The 19,970-nt window shown below is 65.6% G+C and carries 19 protein-coding genes; 16 read left to right on the forward strand and 3 right to left on the reverse strand.

Annotated features, from left to right (window positions below; genetic code table 11):
- The 13 genes from dnaA (at nucleotide 1) to LG3211_RS00065 (ending at nucleotide 13,831) form a co-directional block, all read left to right on the forward strand.
- Complete coding sequence (gene dnaA, locus LG3211_RS00005) at nucleotides 1-1,335, forward strand: chromosomal replication initiator protein DnaA (protein WP_057941040.1); 1,335 nt, start codon at nucleotides 1-3, stop codon at nucleotides 1,333-1,335.
- 684 nt (nucleotides 1,336-2,019) lie between these two features.
- The gene (dnaN, locus tag LG3211_RS00010; protein WP_057941041.1) at nucleotides 2,020-3,120 is read left to right on the forward strand and encodes a DNA polymerase III subunit beta; all 1,101 of its coding nucleotides are present in this window, start codon (nucleotides 2,020-2,022) and stop codon (nucleotides 3,118-3,120) included.
- A gap of 326 nt (nucleotides 3,121-3,446) precedes the next feature.
- Nucleotides 3,447-4,532: a DNA replication/repair protein RecF gene (gene recF, locus LG3211_RS00015; protein ID WP_057941042.1), complete on the forward strand. Its 1,086-nt coding sequence runs from the start codon at nucleotides 3,447-3,449 to the stop codon at nucleotides 4,530-4,532.
- 438 nt (nucleotides 4,533-4,970) lie between these two features.
- Nucleotides 4,971-7,451 (forward strand): DNA topoisomerase (ATP-hydrolyzing) subunit B, encoded by a 2,481-nt coding sequence (gyrB, locus tag LG3211_RS00020; RefSeq protein WP_057941043.1) that lies wholly within the window; start codon nucleotides 4,971-4,973, stop codon nucleotides 7,449-7,451.
- Nucleotides 7,452-7,617: 166 nt separating this feature from the next.
- Entirely contained in the window at nucleotides 7,618-8,337 is a 720-nt protein-coding gene (locus LG3211_RS00025) for a CPBP family intramembrane glutamic endopeptidase (RefSeq protein WP_057941044.1), read from the forward strand.
- Between the two features lie 83 nt (nucleotides 8,338-8,420).
- Nucleotides 8,421-9,224: a M48 family metallopeptidase gene (locus LG3211_RS00030; RefSeq protein WP_057941045.1), complete on the forward strand. Its 804-nt coding sequence runs from the start codon at nucleotides 8,421-8,423 to the stop codon at nucleotides 9,222-9,224.
- Nucleotides 9,225-9,361: 137 nt separating this feature from the next.
- Nucleotides 9,362-10,615 carry a tetratricopeptide repeat protein gene (locus LG3211_RS00035; protein ID WP_057941046.1) on the forward strand — a complete coding sequence of 418 codons (1,254 nt, stop codon included), beginning with the start codon at nucleotides 9,362-9,364 and terminating at the stop codon, nucleotides 10,613-10,615.
- 146 nt (nucleotides 10,616-10,761) lie between these two features.
- Nucleotides 10,762-11,439 carry an energy transducer TonB gene (locus LG3211_RS00040; RefSeq protein WP_057941047.1) on the forward strand — a complete coding sequence of 226 codons (678 nt, stop codon included), beginning with the start codon at nucleotides 10,762-10,764 and terminating at the stop codon, nucleotides 11,437-11,439.
- Between the two features lie 84 nt (nucleotides 11,440-11,523).
- Nucleotides 11,524-12,273 carry a MotA/TolQ/ExbB proton channel family protein gene (locus LG3211_RS00045; protein WP_057941048.1) on the forward strand — a complete coding sequence of 250 codons (750 nt, stop codon included), beginning with the start codon at nucleotides 11,524-11,526 and terminating at the stop codon, nucleotides 12,271-12,273.
- A 41-nt stretch (nucleotides 12,274-12,314) separates the two neighbouring features.
- Nucleotides 12,315-12,731, forward strand: coding sequence for an ExbD/TolR family protein (locus LG3211_RS00050; protein WP_057941049.1), 417 nt, complete (start codon nucleotides 12,315-12,317; stop codon nucleotides 12,729-12,731).
- Between the two features lie 15 nt (nucleotides 12,732-12,746).
- The gene (locus LG3211_RS00055) at nucleotides 12,747-13,160 is read left to right on the forward strand and encodes an ExbD/TolR family protein (RefSeq protein WP_057941050.1); all 414 of its coding nucleotides are present in this window, start codon (nucleotides 12,747-12,749) and stop codon (nucleotides 13,158-13,160) included.
- A gap of 27 nt (nucleotides 13,161-13,187) precedes the next feature.
- A complete protein-coding gene (locus tag LG3211_RS00060; protein WP_057941051.1) occupies nucleotides 13,188-13,379 on the forward strand; it encodes a hypothetical protein in 192 nt (63 codons plus the stop codon).
- 47 nt (nucleotides 13,380-13,426) lie between these two features.
- A complete protein-coding gene (locus LG3211_RS00065; RefSeq protein WP_148648671.1) occupies nucleotides 13,427-13,831 on the forward strand; it encodes an ExbD/TolR family protein in 405 nt (134 codons plus the stop codon).
- A 516-nt stretch (nucleotides 13,832-14,347) separates the two neighbouring features.
- Here LG3211_RS00065 and LG3211_RS00070 read toward each other — a convergent pair.
- The 3 genes from LG3211_RS00070 to cls all read right to left on the reverse strand — a co-directional run bounded on the left by LG3211_RS00070 (nucleotide 14,348) and on the right by cls (nucleotide 17,190).
- Nucleotides 14,348-15,103 (reverse strand): pyridoxine 5'-phosphate synthase, encoded by a 756-nt coding sequence (locus tag LG3211_RS00070; RefSeq protein ID WP_057941053.1) that lies wholly within the window; start codon nucleotides 15,101-15,103, stop codon nucleotides 14,348-14,350.
- 91 nt (nucleotides 15,104-15,194) lie between these two features.
- The gene (locus LG3211_RS00075) at nucleotides 15,195-15,455 is read right to left on the reverse strand and encodes a hypothetical protein (RefSeq protein WP_057941054.1); all 261 of its coding nucleotides are present in this window, start codon (nucleotides 15,453-15,455) and stop codon (nucleotides 15,195-15,197) included.
- A gap of 298 nt (nucleotides 15,456-15,753) precedes the next feature.
- On the reverse strand, nucleotides 15,754-17,190 hold the full coding sequence (gene cls / locus LG3211_RS00080) for a cardiolipin synthase (protein ID WP_057941055.1): 1,437 nt from the start codon (nucleotides 17,188-17,190) through the stop codon (nucleotides 15,754-15,756).
- 161 nt (nucleotides 17,191-17,351) lie between these two features.
- Between cls and LG3211_RS00085 the strand changes: the two genes are divergently transcribed.
- The 3 genes from LG3211_RS00085 (at nucleotide 17,352) to LG3211_RS00095 (ending at nucleotide 19,968) form a co-directional block, all read left to right on the forward strand.
- Nucleotides 17,352-17,891 carry a cysteine hydrolase family protein gene (locus LG3211_RS00085; protein WP_057941056.1) on the forward strand — a complete coding sequence of 180 codons (540 nt, stop codon included), beginning with the start codon at nucleotides 17,352-17,354 and terminating at the stop codon, nucleotides 17,889-17,891.
- Between the two features lie 87 nt (nucleotides 17,892-17,978).
- Nucleotides 17,979-18,740, forward strand: a complete 762-nt coding sequence (locus LG3211_RS00090; RefSeq protein ID WP_057941057.1) for an SIMPL domain-containing protein — start codon at nucleotides 17,979-17,981, stop codon at nucleotides 18,738-18,740.
- A gap of 124 nt (nucleotides 18,741-18,864) precedes the next feature.
- A complete protein-coding gene (locus LG3211_RS00095; RefSeq protein ID WP_057941058.1) occupies nucleotides 18,865-19,968 on the forward strand; it encodes a PA0069 family radical SAM protein in 1,104 nt (367 codons plus the stop codon).
- The last annotated feature ends 2 nt before the right edge of the window (nucleotides 19,969-19,970 follow it).

A 19,970-nucleotide genomic window follows, 5' to 3' on the forward strand; every position in this document is an offset into this window, starting at 1 on the left:
ATGGAAGCCTGGCCCCGCTGCCTTGAACGCCTCGAAGCCGAATTCCCGGTCGAGGACGTCCACACCTGGTTGAAACCGCTGCAGGCGACGCAGCGCGACACCAAGACCGTGCTCTACGCGCCGAACGCATTCGTGGTCGAACACGTGCGCGAACGCTACCTGGGCCGGATCCGCGAACTGCTGTCGTATTTCGCCGGCAGCGACGACGTCAGCCTGGAAATCGGCTCGCTGCCGCGCATCGCGCCGTTGCCCGCGCGCGAGCCGGACATCGCCGTGAGCGCGCCGCGCCCGGTGGCGCCGCCGGAGCCGTTCCAGGGCAATCTGGACAATCACTACACCTTCGACAACTTCGTCGAAGGCCGCAGCAACCAGCTCGGCCGCGCCGCGGCCTGGCAGGCGGCGCAGAAACCCGGCGAACGCGCGCACAACCCGCTGCTGTTGTACGGGGGCACCGGCCTGGGCAAGACCCATCTGATGTTCGCCGCCGGCAACGCCATGCGCGAGGCCAATCCGGCCATGCGGGTGATGTACCTGCGTTCGGAGCAGTTCTTCAGCGCAATGATGAAGGCGCTGCAGGACAAGACGATGGATCAGTTCAAGCGCCAGTTCCAACGCGTGGACGCGCTGCTGATCGACGACATCCAGTTCTTCGCCGGCAAGGACCGCACCCAGGAAGAGTTCTTCCATACCTTTAATGCGCTGTTCGACGGCAAGCAGCAGATCATCCTGACCTGCGACCGCTATCCGCGCGAGGTCGAGGGCCTGGAGCCGCGACTGAAGTCGCGCCTGGCCTGGGGCCTGTCGGTGGCGATCGAGCCGCCGGACTTCGAGACCCGCGCCCAGATCGTGATTTCCAAGGCCAAGGAACGCGGCGCCGCGGTGCCGGAGGAAGTCGCCTTCCTGCTGGCCAAGAAGATGCGCAGCAACGTGCGCGACCTGGAAGGCGCGCTCAACACCCTGACCGCGCGGGCCAACTTCACCGGCCGCGCCATCACCGTCGAGTTCGCGCAGGAAACCCTGCGCGACCTGTTGCGGGCGCAGCAGCACGCGATCGGCATCCCCAACATCCAGAAGACCGTGGCAGACTACTACGGCCTCCAGATCAAGGACTTGTTGTCGAAGCGGCGTACCCGTTCGCTCGCCCGTCCTCGCCAGGTCGCCATGGCGTTGACCAAGGAATTGACCGAACACTCGTTGCCGGAAATCGGCGACGCGTTCGCCGGCCGCGACCACACGACCGTTCTGCACGCCTGCCGTCAGATCCGCACGTTGATGGAAACCGACGGCAAGCTGCGGGAAGACTGGGACAAGCTGATTCGTAAACTCAGCGAGTAAGTCGTTCCGGCGGCGGCGGCAACGCCTAGCCGGAAGGAACGAAAGAACCGCTGTGTCGTACAAGCCGGGTGCGCGGTCGGTTGCACGGGCCATTGCATCGGCGGAAAGAAACGAAGTGCGCGTCGTAAGGCGGGTGTTGCGGTGGCTTCGAACCTGGAGCGCCACGTTCGCCGATCACGCTTCGACGTATGGGCTCGACCGCGTTGCCGGCCGCGCTCATCGTCTGAGATCGCAGGACCGCTGCTGCAGGACTGTTGCCGGTACGTCGTAGGTCGTGTCGGGAAGCGTCGGGACCGTGAGGCGCGAAGGTTTGCGCGGAAGGAACGGGAACGCTGGAGGTGTCGCCAGCACGTACCGCGATTTCAGCCACCGCAGGGGCCGTGTCACCGAGGCGAGACACAAGGTAATTCGTAAACCACTGATGCGAAAGGCATAAGTTGGGGGACGAAAGACGCACAAGCTGTGGACAAGTTAGAGGCCGCCCAGAGGCGCCGAATTTATCCACAGGTTCTACCCGGTCCCCAAGGCCGGTTCTACCCGCTTTTGAAGTACCGAAAAACGTATGGATATCAAAGCGTTACATACGTTCTCCAACGTTTTTCGCCGCTCCACCTCCACCATGCTTTTGATTTATACATCTCTTTAGTAATTGGGCTTGCGCCCACAGACGGCCAAGGGGTCCGCATGCGTTTCAGTCTGCAACGCGAAGTCTTTCTCAAGCCGTTGGCCCAAGTGGTCAATGTCGTCGAACGCCGGCAGACCTTGCCGGTCCTCGCCAACCTGCTCGTACAGGTCAAGGACGGACAGCTGTCGCTGACCGGTACCGATCTGGAAGTCGAGATGATTTCCCGCGTTGCGGTCGAGGATGCGAAGGACGGCGAAACCACGATTCCAGCGCGCAAGCTGTTCGAAATCATTCGCGCCCTGCCCGACGGCAGCAAAGTCACGGTCAGCCAGACGGCGGAGAAGATCACTGTCCAGGCCGGCCGTTCGCGCTTCACTCTGGCCAGCCTGCCGGCTAACGACTTCCCGTCGATCGACGAAGTCGAAGCCACCGAGCGCGTGCGGGTGCCGGAAGCGGCGCTGAAGGAACTGATCGAACGCACCGCGTTCGCGATGGCCCAGCAGGACGTGCGCTATTACCTCAACGGTCTGCTGTTCGACCTGCGCGAGACCAGCCTGCGCTGCGTCGCTACCGACGGTCATCGCCTGGCCCTGTGCGAGGCGCCGTTCGAAGGCAACGCCCAGGCCAAGCGCCAGATCATCGTGCCGCGCAAGGGCGTGCAGGAACTGCAGCGTCTGCTCGAAGGCGGCGATCGTGAGGTCGAGCTCGAAATGGGCCGCGGCCACATCCGCATCAAGCGCGACGATGTCACCTTCACCAGCAAGCTTATCGACGGCCGCTTCCCCGATTACGAGGCGGTGATTCCGATCGGCGCCGACAAGGAAGTGCGGATCGAGCGCGAAGTGCTGCGCGCCTCGCTGCAGCGCGCGGCGATTCTGTCGAACGAGAAGTACCGCGGGGTTCGCATCGAAGTCACCCCGGGCCAGCTCAAGATCAGCGCGCACAACCCCGAGCAGGAAGAAGCGCAGGAAGAAGTCGAAGCCGACACCAAGGTCGATGATCTGGCCGTGGGTTTCAACGTCAACTACCTGCTCGACGCCCTGACCGCCCTGCGCGACGAATACGTGGTCATCGCCTTGCGCGACGCCAACTCGTCGGCACTGGTGCGCGAGGCCTCGAACGAGCGTTGCCGCCATGTGGTGATGCCGCTGCGGCTCTGATTTCGGATTATCGAGTCAGGTTCCACGTGGAACACGAAAACGCCCGGTTCTGAACCGGGCGTTTTTCGTTGGCGGGTCCGGATCTATGCGGGGCTCGGACCTGGCCGTAGCAGCCACGGCAGTCCATGGGTTCGGGGTCGCTCCGCTCCCGCCGCAGAGATTTCTCCGCAAAGCCTGTCCCGGCGGGTCTCCTGCTCGGTCCAATTGCCCGTGTAATCCGATGCTGGGTTTCGTGGCCCGTGCCATTTCCGCTGCGGTCGAGGCAACTCGCGCCCGAAACCCCGCCCCGCCCGCCGCCCGTCAATCCAATCTGCGATCATTTCCCCATGCATGTAACCCGCCTGGACGCCCGCGGTCTCCGCCGGTTCGCCGAAGTGAGCTTGTTGCCGGCGCCCGGGATCAACCTGATCACGGGCGAGAACGGCGCGGGCAAGACCAGTCTGCTCGAAGCCCTGCACCTGATGGCCTACGGCCGCAGTTTCCGTGGCCGCGTGCGCGACGGCCTGATCCGTTCCGGCGATCCGGCGCTGGAAATCTTCGTCGAATGGCAGGAGGTCCGCCGCGAACAGCGGCGCAAGGCCGGCCTGCGCCATAGCGGCCAGGATTGGGTCGGGCGGCTCGACGGTGCGGCCGTGTCCCAACTCGGCGAACTCTGCGCTGCCCTGGCCGTGGTCAGTTTCGAGCCCGGCAGCCATGCCCTGATCACCGGCGCCGCGGAAATCCGCCGGCGTTACCTCGATTGGGGCTTGTTCCACGTGGAACATGACTTCACTCCGCTGTGGCGCCGCTATACCCGGGCGCTGAAGCAGCGCAACGCCCTGCTCAAGGCCCGCGCCCGCGATGGGCAGTTGGATGCCTGGGATTGGGAGTTGGCCGAGTCCGGCGAGCCGTTGACCCGTCGGCGCCAGCAATACCTGGATGAGCTGCAGCCGCGATTCGCCGCCTTGGCCGCCGAACTCGCGCCGTCCCTGGGCGCCGTGCGCCTGGATTACCTGCCGGGCTGGCGTCGCGAGGAGTTTCCGCTGGCCGATGCCCTGCTCCTGGCCCGGGATCGCGATCAGCTGGCCGGCTATACCTCGGTCGGCCCGCACCGGGCCGACTGGCGGATCGGCTACGGTGCGATTCCCGGGCGCGAGGCTCTGTCGCGCGGCCAGGCCAAGCTGACTGCGTTGTCGGCCTTGCTGGCCCAGGCCGAACACCACGCGGCGATCCGCGGAGAATGGCCGGTGGTGGCGCTGGACGATCTTGCCTCTGAGCTGGATCGCAACCACCAGCAGCGGGTGTTGGAACGGTTGCTGGCGTCGAAAGCGCAGGTCTTCATCACCGGGACCGAGGCACCGCCGGCCTTGGCCGGGATGCAGGTCGAACTGACCAGGTTCCACGTGGAACATGGTCAGCTGGTGGGCGGGTAATCTTCGAAGCCCGGTTGGAGCTCATCGTTAGCGGCGTGGTGGCCAGGCTTCTGCGCCCCGCCCCCTGCCCCGCCCGACCCGCCGGCCAAGCCTCACCGCGGCGATCGGCCCCTCAGGTTGGCGGCGTGATCCAGGCCTCGCAGCCGCACCTTAAGCCGTTCCAACCCCAACTCAAGCCATGTTCCACGTGAAACATGAGCCCCACGGGGGCACCCTGGTTTAAATCGCCCTGCGGCGGCCCCATTTAAGACGCTGGCGGCGCGCCGGAGCACCCGGGCGCCGGGGCGCCCCGTCCGAGGGGCCGCGCCGGCCTTCCTCGCCGTTCTGCGGCCGCGGAGCGCCCTCTCCCGCCTGCTATACTTCAACCACTTTTTTATGTGTTTCGACGCGTCCCGGCGGCCCCGCCGGACCCGCGCGTCGTCGGAGCCTGTTGACGCAATGACCAACACCGAGCACGACCCCTCGCAAGACCCGACCGCCGAGCCGTCCACGCCGCAGCCCCCGCAAAACCAGACCTACGACTCCAGCAAGATCACCGTCTTGCGCGGACTCGAGGCCGTGCGCAAGCGCCCGGGCATGTACATCGGCGACGTCCACGACGGCACCGGCTTGCACCACATGGTGTTCGAGGTGGTCGACAACGCGATCGACGAAGCCCTCGCCGGCCACGCCGACGATGTGATCGTGACCCTGCACGACGACGGTTCGGTTTCCTGCTTCGACAACGGCCGCGGCATTCCGGTGGACATCCACAAGGAAGAAGGCGTGTCGGCGGCCGAGGTGATCCTCACCGTGCTCCACGCGGGCGGTAAGTTCGACGACAACAGCTACAAGGTTTCCGGCGGTCTGCACGGCGTGGGCGTGTCAGTGGTCAACGCGCTGTCCGAGCACCTGTGGCTGGACATCTGGCGCGACGGTCACCACCACCAGCAGGAATATGCGCTGGGCGAGCCGCTGTACCCGCTCAAGCAGATCGAGGATTCGCCCAAGCGCGGCACCCTGCTGCGCTTCAAGCCGGCGGTGGAAATCTTCAGCGACGTCGAATTCCATTACGACATCCTGGCCAAGCGCCTGCGCGAACTGTCGTTCCTCAATTCCGGCGTCAAGATCACCCTGATCGACGAGCGCGGCGAAGGCCGGCGCGACCTGTTCCAGTACGAGGGCGGTATCCGCTCCTTCGTCGAGCATCTGGCCCAGGTCAAGACGCCGCTGCACCCGAACGTGATCTCGGTGTCGGGCGAGCAGAACGGCATCACCGTGGACGTGGCGCTGCAGTGGACCGATTCCTATCAGGAAACGATGTTCTGCTTCACTAACAACATCCCGCAGAAAGACGGCGGCACCCACCTGATCGGTTTCCGCGCCGCGCTGACCCGCACGCTGACCAACTACATCGAAAACAGCGGCATCGCCAAGCAGGCCAAGGTGGCGCTGTCGGGCGACGACATGCGCGAAGGCATGATCGCGGTGCTGTCGGTGAAGGTGCCGGACCCCAGCTTTTCCTCGCAGACCAAGGAAAAACTGGTCAGTTCCGAGGTTCGCCCGGTCGTTGAGAGCACGTTCGGTGCACGTTTGGAGGAGTTCCTCCAAGAACACCCCAACGAAGCCCGCGCCATCACCGGCAAGATCATCGACGCCGCCCGTGCCCGCGAAGCCGCGCGCAAGGCCCGCGACCTGACCCGCCGCAAGGGCGCGCTGGATATCGCCGGCCTGCCCGGCAAGCTCGCCGACTGCCAGGAGAAAGATCCGGCGCTCAGCGAACTGTTCATCGTCGAGGGCGACTCGGCAGGCGGCTCGGCCAAGCAGGGCCGCAACCGCAAGACGCAGGCGATCCTGCCGCTCAAGGGCAAGATCCTCAACGTCGAGCGCGCGCGCTTCGACCGCATGCTCGGCAGCGCCGAAGTCGGCACGCTGATCACCGCGCTCGGCACCGGCATCGGCAAGGACGAGTACAACCCGGACAAGCTGCGCTATCACCGCATCATCCTGATGACCGACGCCGACGTCGACGGCTCGCATATCCGCACCTTGCTGCTGACGTTCTTCTACCGGCAGATGCCGGAGCTGATCGAGCGCGGGCACATCTACATCGGCTTGCCGCCGCTGTACAAAATCAAGCAGGGCAAGAACGAGATCTATCTCAAGGACGACGCGGCGCTGGACCAGTACCTGGCCAACAACGCGGTCGAAGGCGCGTCGCTGGTTCCGGCGGCCGGCGAGTTGCCGATCGAAGGCGCGGCGCTGGAGAAGTTGTTGCTGGCCTATGCCGGCGCGCGCGAGACCATCGCCCGCAACGCGCATCGTTACGATCCCAACGTGCTGCAGGCGCTGATCGATTTCACCCCGCTCGACACCGCGCACCTGCTCGCCAACATCGACGAGCGCCACGAACTCGACGCGCTCGAAAAGCGCCTCAACCAGACCGGGCTCGGCAAGCCGCGTTATTCGCTGCAACTGCATCCGGCCAACGAAACCCGTCAGGCCGCGTTGCTGGTCACGCGCGCGCACATGGGCCAGACCCTGGTGCAGGTGCTGCCGCTGTCGGCGTTCGAAGGCGGCGAGCTGCGTTCGCTGCGCGAAGCGGCGGCGCTGCTGCACGGACTGGTGCGCGAAGGCGCGCAGATCATCCGCGGCAATCGCGCCCAGGCGGTGACGAGTTTCGCCCAGGCGCAGGCGTGGTTGCTCGAGGAAGCCAAGAAGGGCCGCGCGATCCAGCGCTTCAAGGGCCTGGGCGAAATGAATCCCGAGCAGCTGTGGGACACCACGGTCAATCCGGAAACGCGGCGCCTGCTGCAGGTGCGCATCGAAGACGCCGTCGCCGCCGATCAGATCTTCAGCACCTTGATGGGCGACGTGGTCGAACCGCGCCGCGAGTTCATCGAGGATAACGCGCTGAAGGTGGCCAATCTCGACGTGTGACCCGCAAGCGCCCGATCCGGCCGTAACGGCCGGACCATCGGGCGACCCACGCGACGGCGCGCGCGAGCGCGCCCTCGCCGCGTCGCCGGCGTCGCCGCCGGCCGCGTTCGACGATGCGATCGCGCCAACCGCGTCGCACGCACACGCAGGCTCATCGCCAGCGTCCTTGTTCGCCGCTGTTGGCGGATTCTTCCTCGACCTGTCGCTGGCGATCGCATTGCTCGCCGGTCTGTCGCTGCTTGGCGTGGCCGCGGTCGGCTTCGCGCAGGGATTGCGCGGCATCGATTCTGCGCAAATCGCGCTCGATCCCCTGCTTTTGGTCGTCGTCAGCCTGGTCGCGACCGCGATCAGCGCCTTGTTCGTCTACTACTTTCGTCGAAATGCGAACCCGGTCGAACGGGCCGAATCGTGGCGCGCGTTGTGGCATCGATCGAGCTGGGGATGGATCGCTTTCGCGTTGATCGCATGCAGCGGCTACAGCGCCGTTGTCAGCGCGTTCGCGCAAGAAATGGGGATCGACATCACCCCGACCAATCAGGTGCTCGGCGAAATCATCCGCACGCATCCGCGCTCGCTGCTGATCTTCGCGGTGCTGATCGCGCCGGCCTACGAAGAACTCTTGTTCCGTCGTGTGCTGTTCGGCCGTCTGTGGGCCGCCGGACGGCCGTGGCTGGGCGTGGCGCTGAGTTCGGCCGCCTTCGCGCTGGTCCACGAACCGCCGGGCCTGGGCGTCAGCAGCGGCTGGGGCATGTTGCTGCTGTGGTCGGTGTACGCGCTGATGGGCGCGTTGTTCGCCTGGATCTACCGCCGCACCGGCAGCTTGTGGACGGCGTATCTGGCCCACGCCGGCAACAATCTGATCGCCTGTCTGGCCCTGCTCGCCTGAGCCGCAGCGTCCGCGTTCGGCTATTGACGATTTGTTAATCCAGGCCGGGCTACAACGGTCGAATCGCTTTGGGGAACGCTGGTATGAAACGTCTTGTGCTGGGGCTGTCGATCGCATCCCTGGTCGCCGCCTGCGCCACCACCACCTCGCCCACCGGGCGCACTCAGCATGTCGGCGCGATCTCGAAAGCGCAGCTCGACCAGATGGGCGCGCAGGCGTTCGAGGAGACCAAGAGCAAAGAGCGGCTGAGCACCGACGCTCGCCAGAACGCCTATGTGCGCTGCGTGGTCAATTCGATCACAGGGCAGCTGCCGCCGGGCTGGCAATCCAACTGGGAAGTGGCGGTTTTCGTCGATTCTTCGCCCAACGCCTTTGCCCTGCCGGGCGGGAAGGTTGGCGTAAACACGGGAATTTTCACGGTCGCGAAGAATCAGGACCAACTTGCGGCGGTGATTTCGCATGAAATCGGCCACGTGGTTTCGCGTCATCACGATGAGCGCATCACCCGCCAGATGGGCAGTCAGGCCGCGTTGAACATCCTGGGCACCTTGATGGGCGCGCGCTACGGCGACGGCGCCGCCAGCGCGACCAGTCAGCTCGGCGGAGCGGCGCTGCAGACCGCGTTCCTGCTGCCGGGCTCGCGCACCCAGGAAAGCGAGGCCGACGTGGTCGGCCAGCGCCTGATGGCGCAGGCCGGCTACGACCCGCGGCAGGCGGTGAACCTGTGGCAGAACATGATTTCCGCCAGCAGTTCGCGGCCGCCGCAATGGCTGTCCACCCACCCCGATCCGCAGTCGCGCATCCACGAGTTGAACGCCCGCGCCGGGTCGCTGATTCCGGTTTACGAACAGGCCCGTGCGGCCGGCCGTACGCCCAAGTGTGGATGAAGTCGAGTGTGAAAAGGATGTGCAGACCCGTATCGCGCCGCCCCAGGTTTCTGTTAGGTTGGCGGCCCCTTGGCCTTGCGCCGTCCCGCCGCGAGGCCCTACGGTCTGCGGCCGCTGAGCTCTTTTGAGGTGAGTCCATGAACAAGCAACCCACCCGCCGTAGCACCCTGCTCGCCGCCGCCATCGGCGCGGTGGTGCTGTTCGGCGCTGTTCCCCAGGCCGCCGCTCAGCAGGACACCGAGCGTCAGACCGAGAAGCGCGAGAACGCCAGCAACCTTCGCGACAACGGCCGCGCCAACTCGCGCCGGAACAAGAGCGACGACGGCAAGAAGGTCGAGAACCAGTACCCGAACGCGACCCGCGTCGCGCCGGACGCCAAGGCCTCGTCGAAGGGCGGCACCAAGCTGCAGAAGATGATGGACGCGTTCAACAAGGAAAAGCCCGCCGACGCGCGCGCCCAGGCCGATGCGATCATCGCCGACACCGGGCTGAACCCGTACGAGCGTTCCTTCGCCGCCCAGATCGGCTTCCAGGTCGCCTACGACGCCGACGACAACAAGGCCGCGATGGAGTACCTGAAGAAGGCCATCGACATCAACGGCCTGGACAACAACAGCCATTTCGACCGCATGTTCGTCCTGGCCCAGCTGCAGTTGCAGGAAGAGCAGTACACCGAGTCGCTGGCGACGATGGACCGCTTCCTGACCGAATCCAAGAGCACCAAGCCCGAGCACCTGATCGTCAAGGGCAACGCCCTGTACCGTCTGGAGCGCCACGCGGAGGCCGCCAAGGTCATCAAGGCCGCGATCGACGCCTCGCCCGAGCCCAAGGCCGAGTGGCAGCAGTTGCTGATGGCCACCTACGTGGAAAGCAATCAGGGCGCCGAAGCGGCCAAGGTCGCCGAAGCCATCGCCGCCAAGTCGCCCAACGACAAGCGCGCGCAGATGAACGTCGCCGCGGTCTACTCGCAGTCGGACATGCTCGACAAGGCCGCCGTGGTGCTCGAGAAGATGCGCGCCGCCGGCCAGTTCACCGAAGACAAGGACTACCGCCAGCTCTACTCCACCTATCTGAATCTGGATGGCAAGGAGAAGGAAGCGGCGGGCGTCATCAACGAGGGCCTGGAAAAGGGCATCCTCAAGCCGGACTACCAGGCCTACGTGGCGCTGGCGCAGTCCTATTACTTCTCCGATCAGGCTGGCAAGTCGATCGATGCGTACAAGAAAGCGGCTCCGCTCGCACCAGACGGTGAGACGTACCTGAATCTCGCCCGTGTACTGTGGCAGGAAGACCGCATCCCCGAGGCCAAGGAAGCTGCCCAGCAGGCGATCTCAAAGGGCGTTAAGAAGCCCGATGACGCCAAGAAGATTCTCGCGCTGAAAGGCAAGTAATTTCAGTGTGTAGAGGCCAACCGCGCTTGGAACCTGTGACGCGGTTTGGTATATGCTAGGAGGTTCCCGCGACTGGAAACGGTTGCAGGAACCGAACGATGGCCCGCGGCGCCCCGGCGTCCGGAAACACCTCCCGAGCTGACGGCATGACGCAAGACCTCGAACTCCAAGTTAGGAATGATGACGACCGCGAAGGTTTGAACTGGGCACGTATTGCCGGTATCTCCTGCGCGATCGCCGTGCATGCCGCGGCGCTCCTGCTGTTGCTGGCCCCGATGACACCGCCCGCGCAGCAGCAGGAAAAAGAGGAGGTGACGATGGTCAACATCATCAAGCCGCCGCCGCCGCCCCCGCCGCCGCCGCCGCCGCCGCCGGAACCGCCCAAGGAGCTCAAGCAGCCTCCGAAGGAACTGTCCCCGCCGCGACCGACCCCGACCCCTCCGCCGCCGGAACAACCGCCGGTCGAGAACCTGGATCCGAGCCCGATCGATCCGCCCGCGCCGCCGCCGGCTCCGCCCGCGCCGCCGACGGCCGCCAGCGATATCGGCTCGAGCGTGGACCCGTCCTCGCGTCGTCTGAATCCGCCGAAGTACCCGCCGACCGAAGCCCGTCAGGGCGTGGGCGGTACCGTAGTCCTCGTGATCAGCATCGACGGCCAGGGCAACGTGCTGGACGTGCAGGTCGAGAAGTCCAGCCGTAACCGTAATCTGGACCGAGCGGCCATGGATGCCGCACGCAAGTGGCGCTTCAATCCTGAAATGCGCAACGGTCAGCCGGTCGCAAGTCGCGTCCGCGTGCCCGTGGATTTCGTCCCGCCGACCTGATCGGGGTCCAGGGACTGTCGTAAGTCACTTTACGTAATACGTACTACCTTCTTTCCTTTCCACGACATTACAAAGGTAAGCGTCATGCTGCAGCAAACCACTACCGCCGCCGCTGGAGGCTCCAACGCAGAAGCGCTCCAGCAGATGAGCTTCATGCATCTGGCGCAGAACTTCGATTTCGTGGGCTGGGTCGTGTTCATCACGCTCCTGCTGATGTCGGTTCTGTCGGTGTACTGGATCGTCATCAATTTCGTTAAGAACCTGCGCCTGCGCGGCTCTTCGGACCGCGTCGTCAGCACGTTCTGGGAAACCCCGAACGCCCAGGACGCCATCCGTTACATGGAAGAGCAGTCGCGCAGCGAGCCGTTCTCGAAGATCGCGCTCGATGCCGCTCAGGCCGCCGCTCACCACCAGCGCCACGAAGGTTCGCGCCTGGTCGAGTCGCTGAACCGCTCGGAGTTCGTTGATCGCGCCCTGCGTCAGGCCGTGACCCGCGAAAGCTCGCGTCTGGAAGCCGGTCTGACCGTGCTCGCCACCGTCGGTTCGACCGCTCCGTTCGTCGGTCTGCTCGGCACCGTGTGGGGCATCTACCACGCCCTGCTGCGCCTGGGCGCCAGCGGCGAGTCCTCGATTCAGGCCGTGGCCGGCCCGGTCGGTGAAGCGCTGATCATGACCGCCATCGGTCTGTTCGTCGCCATCCCGGCGGTGCTCGCATACAACTTCTTCGTGCGCCTGAACCGCGTCACGAACAACAAGTTCGACACCTTCGCGCACGACCTGCACGACTTCTTCGCTACCGGCTCGCGCGTCGGCGAAGTCGGCGGCAAGCGTTAAGCAACAAGCCTCCTCATTTAGCGTAGTTCTGGAGTTCGGACATGGCCTTTAGTTCAGGCGGCGACACCGGCGGCCCCATGGCCACAATCAACGTCACGCCCCTCGTGGACGTGATGCTGGTGCTGTTGATCATCTTCATGATCACGGCGCCGTTGATGACGCATAAGGTCGAGATCAAACTGCCCGATGCCACGCTGAAGAAGATCGAGGAAGCGCCGAAGACGCCGCCGATCACCTTGGCGATCCAGGAAGATGGCCACATCTACTGGAACGACGAGCCCGTGTCGGCGGAGCAGCTGGAAAGCCGGTTGTCGGTCGAAGCGCAGAAGACCCCGCAGCCGCAGCTCAATGTTCGCGGCGACAAGACCACGAAGTACCGCACCATCAACAACGTGGTGACCGTCGCGCAGAAGCAAGGCATGCGCAAGGTCGGTTTCGTCGCGATCAAAGAACGTTAATCGGAGACTAGTCAGATGGCTTTCAGTAACAACTCCGATAGCGGTGCGATCTCCGACATCAACGTGACCCCGCTGGTCGACGTGCTGTTGGTGCTGCTGATCATCTTCATGGTCACGGCACCGACGGTGTCTTACCCGATCGACGTCAACCTGCCGCAACCGACGTTGAACCCGCCGCCGCAAACGCAAGAACCGCCGCCGCCGATCGCGCTGCGGATCGATGCGACCGGCCAGGTGTTCTGGAACAACAACCCCACGCCGTTGACGGCGATCCAGGGGATGATGAACGAGACGGTTCAACGCGATCCCACGAACCAACCTCTGCTAGAAATCGACACCAACGACGATGCCGAATACGGCATTCTCGCCAAGGTGCTGGCTTACGCCAAAAACGCAGATATGAAAAAAATCGGTTTCGTCCAGAAGTAATTCCGTCCGGAACCGACGCTTACCGTCGTGAGAACGCCGCCCAACCGGGCGGCGTTTTTTTATGCGTGGGACGGACTCGATGCGATCTGGCGCCATGCCATGCCATGCCATGCCGATGCCGATGCCGATGCCGATATCGGCATCAGCATCGGTGCCCGTGTCGGTACCGCGGCGGTGCCGCGACTGCGCCTTTGGTCGCACTTGCATTGCGGACTGTGACGGGATTAGCGTAAAGGCGGGCATCCCGCCCAAGGATGGAGGTGCATATGGCCGGCTCCGCGTTCTCCGCATCCACCTATTCGGGCAACGCGCCCGTCGCCGAAATCAACGTCACGCCGCTGGTCGATGTGATGCTGGTCTTGCTGATCATCTTCATGGTCACCGCGCCCGCGTTGACCGGCAATCTCAACCTGTCCCTGCCCTACCCCAATCCGGACGTGATCCGGACACCGCCCAAGGTCGTGTTGATGGTGCAGCAGGACGGCAGCTTCGATCTCGACGGCCAGCGCCTGACCACGACGCAACTGCCGGCCGCGCTCGCCGCCGTCGTCCATGCGAACCCGGACACGGTCGTGGAAGTCGGCGCCAACGCCGATGCCGATTACCAGGGGTTCACTCACGCCCTGTCGGCGGCGAAGGAAAGCGGCGTGCGGAATATTTCTACGCGTTGATGGTCTGCGCAGCTGAACTGTCGGCGATGTATCTGCCGATGCAAAAAGGCCGCTTTTTAGCGGCCTTTTTGCCTATTGCGAGACATTTCGGCATTGCAGGACAAGACGCTGAGCTGCCATCGGCGAGACGCGAATCAACGAGGCAGCGTGTTGCATCACCAAACCTTTGCTCGTCATTCCCGCGAACGCGGGAATCCAGTGTCTTTCGAGCCAGAACTATCGAAGTCGGCAGAGCGCCCCGCGCCAATGTTCTTCGCGAAACGCCATCGATGATGACGTACCTCAGTGTCTTTCGCGCGAAAGACACTGGATTCCCGCGTTCGCGGGAATGACGAGCAAAGGGGATGTCGGTCAGTCGTACGTCGGAATGACGAGCAAAAAACGCCGGCTCGCACATGACGCCGACGATTGAATTCCGGTCGCAATACGACATGGCCTTACTCGACCTCGACCTCGACGCGATCCCGATCAAGCTCGATATGATTTAGAAAGCCGAGCGGGGCGCAACCGACCGAATCAACGCGCCTTGGCGATCACCTCGACATACGCCCGCACCGTCGCATCCAGGCCCGCGTACAAAGCCTCGCTGATCAACGCGTGCCCGATCGACACCTCAAGCACCTGCGGCACACCGCGCAGAAACGCACCGAGATTGGCCTGGCTCAAATCGTGTCCGGCATTGACGCCCAGACCCACCGCCTGCGCACGACGCGCCGCACCAGCGAACAATGCCAGCGCGTCGTCCGTCCGGCCTGCGGCGAAAGCTTCCGCGTACGGCCCGGTATAAAGCTCGACGCGTTGTGCGCCAAGCTCAGCGGCGCGTTCGATGCCGTCGCGATCGGCATCGGCGAACACGCTGACGCGGCAGCCCAGTTCGCGCAGTTCGGCGATGCGCGGACGCAGCCGTTCGGCGTCGCGTTCGAAATCGAAACCATGATCCGAGGTGAGCTGATCGTCGCCGTCCGGCACCAAGGTGGCTTGCGCCGGCGAAGTGCGTCGACACAGTTCGAACAAGCCCGGATAACCCGGCCGCGGTGGCGCGAACGGATTGCCTTCGATGTTGAACTCGACTCCGCGCGCGTGTGCGAGTTCGGCCAGGGCGAACACGTCGTAATCGCGGATATGCCGCGCGTCGGGCCGCGGATGCACGGTGATGCCGTGCGCGCCGGCGTCCAGGCAAGTGCGCGCGGCGCGCAGCACATCGGGTTCGCCGCCGCCGCGCGAGTTGCGCAGCACCGCGATCTTGTTGACGTTGACACTCAGGGCGGTCATGACGAAAGCCTAACGCGCCGCGTCGCCGGCGGCGAGTGCGCAATGTGGCTGGGTGGGAGCGAAGACGGCCGCGGCGAGCGCGCGGCGGCAATCAGCGCTGCGGCGGCTCGGACTGGCTGGCGGCGAGCTTGCGCGCCTCGGCCTGTTCGCGCAGACGGCGCAGCTCGACCGGATCGATGATCACCGAGACGTCGCGGCTGGTGTTGTCCAGGCGCCGGGCCAGCAGGCTCATCACGCCGGCGATCAGCAGGCCCAGCGCGGCCAGCAGGCTCACCGCCATCAGCGCGGGCGAGGTGGTCTTCAGCGCCACCACGAAGGCGGCGATGGCCAGCAGCAGGTAAACCCAAGGCATTGCGGCGTGCTCCCTGACGAATTCGACATCCCCGCGTCCGGCCCGGATCGCGGCCGGACGGCGGTGGACCGTGGGCCTCGGCGGGCCCGGGTCGAGTGTAGCGCGGGCCGGCGACGGCGACAGCTGGGTCGGTCCCTGGCTGCGACCGCCGGCACATGCGCGTGGGTCGGGCGGAGTTGCCTGAACGCCCCGGATGCCAGGGGCCGCATCATGGGAGGGGCGCGAGCGGCGACCGTCCCCGCCGATTACGCCGCGATTGCGAATTCGCGGTCGCGGCGGCCCCCTCAGAAGCCCCCGATCAAAGCACCGGCGACACCAGCCGCGCCAGCGCCTCGGGCAGGCGGGTGCGCCACAGCGAACGCTCGCGATCGATGCGTACGCGCGGCGCCCACGAGCATTCCTGTTCGATCAGCGCCGCCAACTCGCCGGCCAGCGTCGTGTTGTAGAACATCACCGAGATCTCGAAGTTCAGGCGGAAGCTGCGGTGATCGAAATTGGCCGTGCCGATGATCGCCATCTCGTCGTCGCACAGCAGCGCCTTGGTATGCAGCATGCGTGGGCCGTATTCGTGGATCTTGACCCCGGCTTCCAGCAATTCGTCGAAGTACGAACGCGCCGCGTAGGTGACCAGGCGGCTGTCGCTGAGCTTGGGCACCAGCAGGCGCACGTCCAGGCCGCCGAGCGCGGCCGAGGTCAGCGCCATGCGCGCGGCCTCGCCCGGCACGAAGTACGGCGTGACCAGCCATACGCGCTGGCGCGCGGCGTGGATGGCGCCGACGTGCACGCGATGGATCGCTTCCCAGCCCGAATCCGGTCCGGAGCTGACCACCTGCGCGGCGATCGTGCCTTGCTGCGGCGCCGGATGAATCTGCCGGATCGGAGGCTGGCCGGTGGCGTAGCACCAGTCTTCGATGAAGACGAGTTCCAGCTCGCGCACCACGTCGCCCTCCAGGCGCAGATGCAGATCGCGGTAAGCGTCCTTGCGCAGGCGTTCGTCTTCCTCGTCGGTGATGTTGATGCCGCCGGTGTAGCCGACCTTGCCGTCGATCACCACGATCTTGCGGTGCGTGCGCAGGTTCAACCACGGCCGCCGCCAGAACCAGCGCAGCTTCATCGGATGGAACCAAGACACTTCCGCGCCGGCTTCGATCAGCGGCCGCAGGAACGCGCTTGAGGTCGAGCCCGAACCGACCGCGTCGAGCAGCATCAGCACCTTGACCCCGGCGCGGGCGCGCTCGATCAGCGCATCGCGCAGCGCGGTGCCGGTGCGATCGGGCTGGTAGATGTAGTACTCCAGGTGGATGTACTCGCGGGCCAGGGCGATGTCGGCCAGCAGCGACGCGTACTTGGCGCCGCCGTCGATCAGCAGGCGCGCCTGGGTAGCGGTGGTCGGCGGCAGGCCGGTGGTGGCCTGGCCGAGCCGGGCCAGTTCGATGGCTTCCGGCGACGGCGTCAGTCCCGGCGGCGGCGCCGGCAGCGCGGCGCGCGCGCGCACCCGGCGCAGGCGCTGGCGGTGGATGCGCTGCGGGCCGAAGAAGTAATAGATGAAGAAGCCGATGTACGGCAGCGCCGCCAGGCTCACCAGCCAACTGATGGTCGCCACCGGTTCGCGCTTCTGCAGGACGATCCACAGGCCCAGCCAGACCAGATAGACCGCCCAGCCCACGGTCAGATACAGGCTGAGGTGGGGAATGCGGATCAGGTCCTGCCACAGCTGGGACAGCGCTTCGGGCACGGGAAACTCCAATGGGCGACCGCCGCGGCCGCAGCCGGTGCGGGCTAAGGCTAGCCCGCCGGAGCATGCGCGCAAAGTGTGCAATCGGTCGGCAAGGCGAGCATAAGCCGCTACCGCTGCCTGCGTTTAGGATAGCCGCTGTCGCAGCGAGGACGGACCCGATGGCATCGGCATTGTTGGTGATCGACGTGCAGCGCGGCCTGTTCGACACCCGGCCGCCGCCGGCCGAGGCCGACGCGGTGATCGCGCGCATCAACGCCCTGGCCGAACGCGCCCGCGCCGCCGGCGCCGCGGTGATCTTCGTGCAGCACGAAGCCGCGGGCACGCCGTTGCAGCACGGCGGCGAACGCTGGGCGCTGGACCCGCGCCTGCAGGTCCGCGACGGCGACCGCTACGTGCGCAAGACCACGCCCGACTCGTTCCTGCGCACCGATCTGCAGGCGCAGTTGCAGGCCCTGGGCGTGGATCGCCTGGTGGTGGCCGGCTACGCCAGCGAATTCTGCGTCGACACCAGCGTGCGCCGCGCCGCCGCGTTGGGCTATCCGGTGACCGTGGCGGCCGACGCGCACACCACCCACGACAAGCCGCACGCCGATGCGGCCTTCATCCGCGCCCATCACAATCTGACCTTGGCCGATGTCACCAGCTTCGGCCCGGCCATTCGCGCGCAGGCGGCCGAGGCGATCGATTTCGCCCGCTGAAACCCGCGCCGGTTCCTGTCCCGCGCATCGCCGCCACGCCTGTCCCGACCGCCGCAGACCGGCGGCCCAATCCAAGGAAGTGATGACATGAAATACCGCCTGCTGTTCGCGCTCGCTCTGGCCGCCTTGCCCGCCCTGCCCGCGTTCGCGGAGAAAGCCAGCCGCAGCATCAGCGTATCGGGCTCGGCCGAAATCAAGGTCGCGCCGGACGAAATCCTGCTCAACGTCGGAGTCGAATCGCGTCATCCCAAACTCGATCAGGCCAAGCGGCTCAACGACGAAAGCGTCGCCGCCGCGCTGGCCTTCCTCAAGCGCAGCGGCGTGCCCGACAAGGACGTGCAGACCGATTTCATCAGCATCGAGCCCGATTACCAGCGCGACAACAGCAACCGCACCGCGCTGGAACGATCGACGCTGGTGCCGCTGGTGTACATCGTGCGCAAGAGCATCGGCATCAAGGTGACCCGCGTCGCCGGCTTCGACGATCTGCTGACGGGCCTGCTGGAAAACGGCGTGCAATACATCCACGGCATCGAATTTCGCACCTCGCAGCTGCGCAAGCATCGCGATGCCGCGCGCGCGCTGGCGATCCGCGCGGCGAAGGAAAAAGCCGACGCCCTGACCTCCGAGCTCGGCGTGCGTCGCGGCCCGGCGCAATCGATTTCCGAATCGTATTCGGGCGGCTGGTGGCGCAGCGCCGCCGGCTGGGGCCACAGCGGCGGCCAGCAACTGATGCAGAACGTCATGCAGAACGCGGGTGGCGGCGATGGCGGCGAGGACGGGGCGACCTCGGCGGTCGGCCAGATCAGCGTGAACGCGTCGGTGAGTGTGACCTTCGAAATAGAGTGATCGCCGGCGCTATCGGCCGTGCGCCGCGCCGGCGCCGAAATCGTCGCTGACCCGTTCAGGCGCGGCGCGCGACGGGCCGCGTGCGTCGCGCCCGCTGCGACGGCGCGGGGGTAATCTGGGGCGCATGGATTCGGCGCACAAAACCCGGCTTTCGCTCGATCCCGCCGCGATCAAGGGCCGCGGCTCGGCGTCCTACGTCGCCGGCCGTTACGCGGTCACCACCGCGCAGGCGCAGGACGACGGCTGGGGCTCGGTGTATGAGGACGCCGACGCGCAGTCGCGGCCCGACACCGTGGTCACGGAGGAAAGCGCGCGCAGCATCATCAGCCGCAACGATTCGCCGGACATCGCCTTCGGCCAGTCGGTCAATCCGTATCGCGGCTGCGAGCACGGCTGCGTCTACTGCTTCGCCCGGCCCTCGCATGCGTATCTGGAGCTGTCGCCGGGCCTGGATTTCGAGACCCGGCTGTTCGCCAAGACCAACGCCGCCGAGCGCCTGCAGAACGAACTCGCGCGTCCGGGCTACCGCTGCGCGCCGATCGCGCTGGGCATCAACACCGATTCCTATCAGCCTATCGAACGCCGCTACCGCATCACCCGCGGCGTCATCGAAGTGCTGGACGCGTGTTCGCATCCTTTCAGCCTGATCACCAAGAACGCCTCGGTGGTGCGCGATGTCGAAGTGCTGGCCTCGATGGCGCGGCGCGGGCTGGTGTCGGTGTACTTCTCGGTCACCACGCTCGACAACCATCTGTCGGCGAAGATGGAACCGCGCGCCTCCGCGCCGCATTCGCGGCTCAAGGCGATGCGCACGCTGGCCGATGCCGGCGTGCCGGTCGGGGTCATGGTCGCGCCGGTGATTCCGATGATCAACGACAGCGAAATGGAGCGCATCCTCGCCGCCGCCTATGAAGCCGGCGCGCGCTCGGCCGGCTACGTCACCCTGCGCCTGCCGCACGAGCTCAAGCAGGTGTGGCGCGAGTGGTTGCAGCTGCACTATCCCGATCGCGCCGCGCATGTGATGAGCCTGATCCAGCAGATGCAGGGCGGCAAGGATTACAACGCCGGCTTCGGCAAGCGCATGCGCGGCGAAGGGCCGTTCGCGCAGCTGATACAACAGCGTTTCCAGAAGGCTTGGCGCAAGCACGGTTTCGGACGCTTGCCGCCGCTGGATACCGGCCGTTTCGTCGCGCCGCGCAAGCCTACGCCGCAGTTGGAATTGTTCTGAGC

This window comes from Lysobacter gummosus (assembly GCF_001442805.1).
GTDB lineage: Bacteria > Pseudomonadota > Gammaproteobacteria > Xanthomonadales > Xanthomonadaceae > Lysobacter > Lysobacter gummosus.

Coding starts and splice junctions, on each gene's coding strand:
- dnaA (WP_057941040.1), top strand. CDS start 1: ATGGAAGCCTGGCCCCGCTGCCTTGAACGCCTCGAAGCCGAATTCCCG.
- LG3211_RS00040 (WP_057941047.1), top strand. CDS start 10,762: ATGACGCAAGACCTCGAACTCCAAGTTAGGAATGATGACGACCGCGAA.
- LG3211_RS00095 (WP_057941058.1), top strand. CDS start 18,865: ATGGATTCGGCGCACAAAACCCGGCTTTCGCTCGATCCCGCCGCGATC.
- LG3211_RS00090 (WP_057941057.1), top strand. CDS start 17,979: ATGAAATACCGCCTGCTGTTCGCGCTCGCTCTGGCCGCCTTGCCCGCC.
- gyrB (WP_057941043.1), top strand. CDS start 4,971: ATGACCAACACCGAGCACGACCCCTCGCAAGACCCGACCGCCGAGCCG.
- LG3211_RS00035 (WP_057941046.1), top strand. CDS start 9,362: ATGAACAAGCAACCCACCCGCCGTAGCACCCTGCTCGCCGCCGCCATC.
- LG3211_RS00085 (WP_057941056.1), top strand. CDS start 17,352: ATGGCATCGGCATTGTTGGTGATCGACGTGCAGCGCGGCCTGTTCGAC.
- LG3211_RS00055 (WP_057941050.1), top strand. CDS start 12,747: ATGGCTTTCAGTAACAACTCCGATAGCGGTGCGATCTCCGACATCAAC.
- LG3211_RS00030 (WP_057941045.1), top strand. CDS start 8,421: ATGAAACGTCTTGTGCTGGGGCTGTCGATCGCATCCCTGGTCGCCGCC.
- LG3211_RS00070 (WP_057941053.1), bottom strand. CDS start 15,103: ATGACCGCCCTGAGTGTCAACGTCAACAAGATCGCGGTGCTGCGCAAC.
- LG3211_RS00075 (WP_057941054.1), bottom strand. CDS start 15,455: ATGCCTTGGGTTTACCTGCTGCTGGCCATCGCCGCCTTCGTGGTGGCG.
- LG3211_RS00045 (WP_057941048.1), top strand. CDS start 11,524: ATGCTGCAGCAAACCACTACCGCCGCCGCTGGAGGCTCCAACGCAGAA.
- LG3211_RS00065 (WP_148648671.1), top strand. CDS start 13,427: ATGGCCGGCTCCGCGTTCTCCGCATCCACCTATTCGGGCAACGCGCCC.
- LG3211_RS00050 (WP_057941049.1), top strand. CDS start 12,315: ATGGCCTTTAGTTCAGGCGGCGACACCGGCGGCCCCATGGCCACAATC.
- recF (WP_057941042.1), top strand. CDS start 3,447: ATGCATGTAACCCGCCTGGACGCCCGCGGTCTCCGCCGGTTCGCCGAA.
- dnaN (WP_057941041.1), top strand. CDS start 2,020: ATGCGTTTCAGTCTGCAACGCGAAGTCTTTCTCAAGCCGTTGGCCCAA.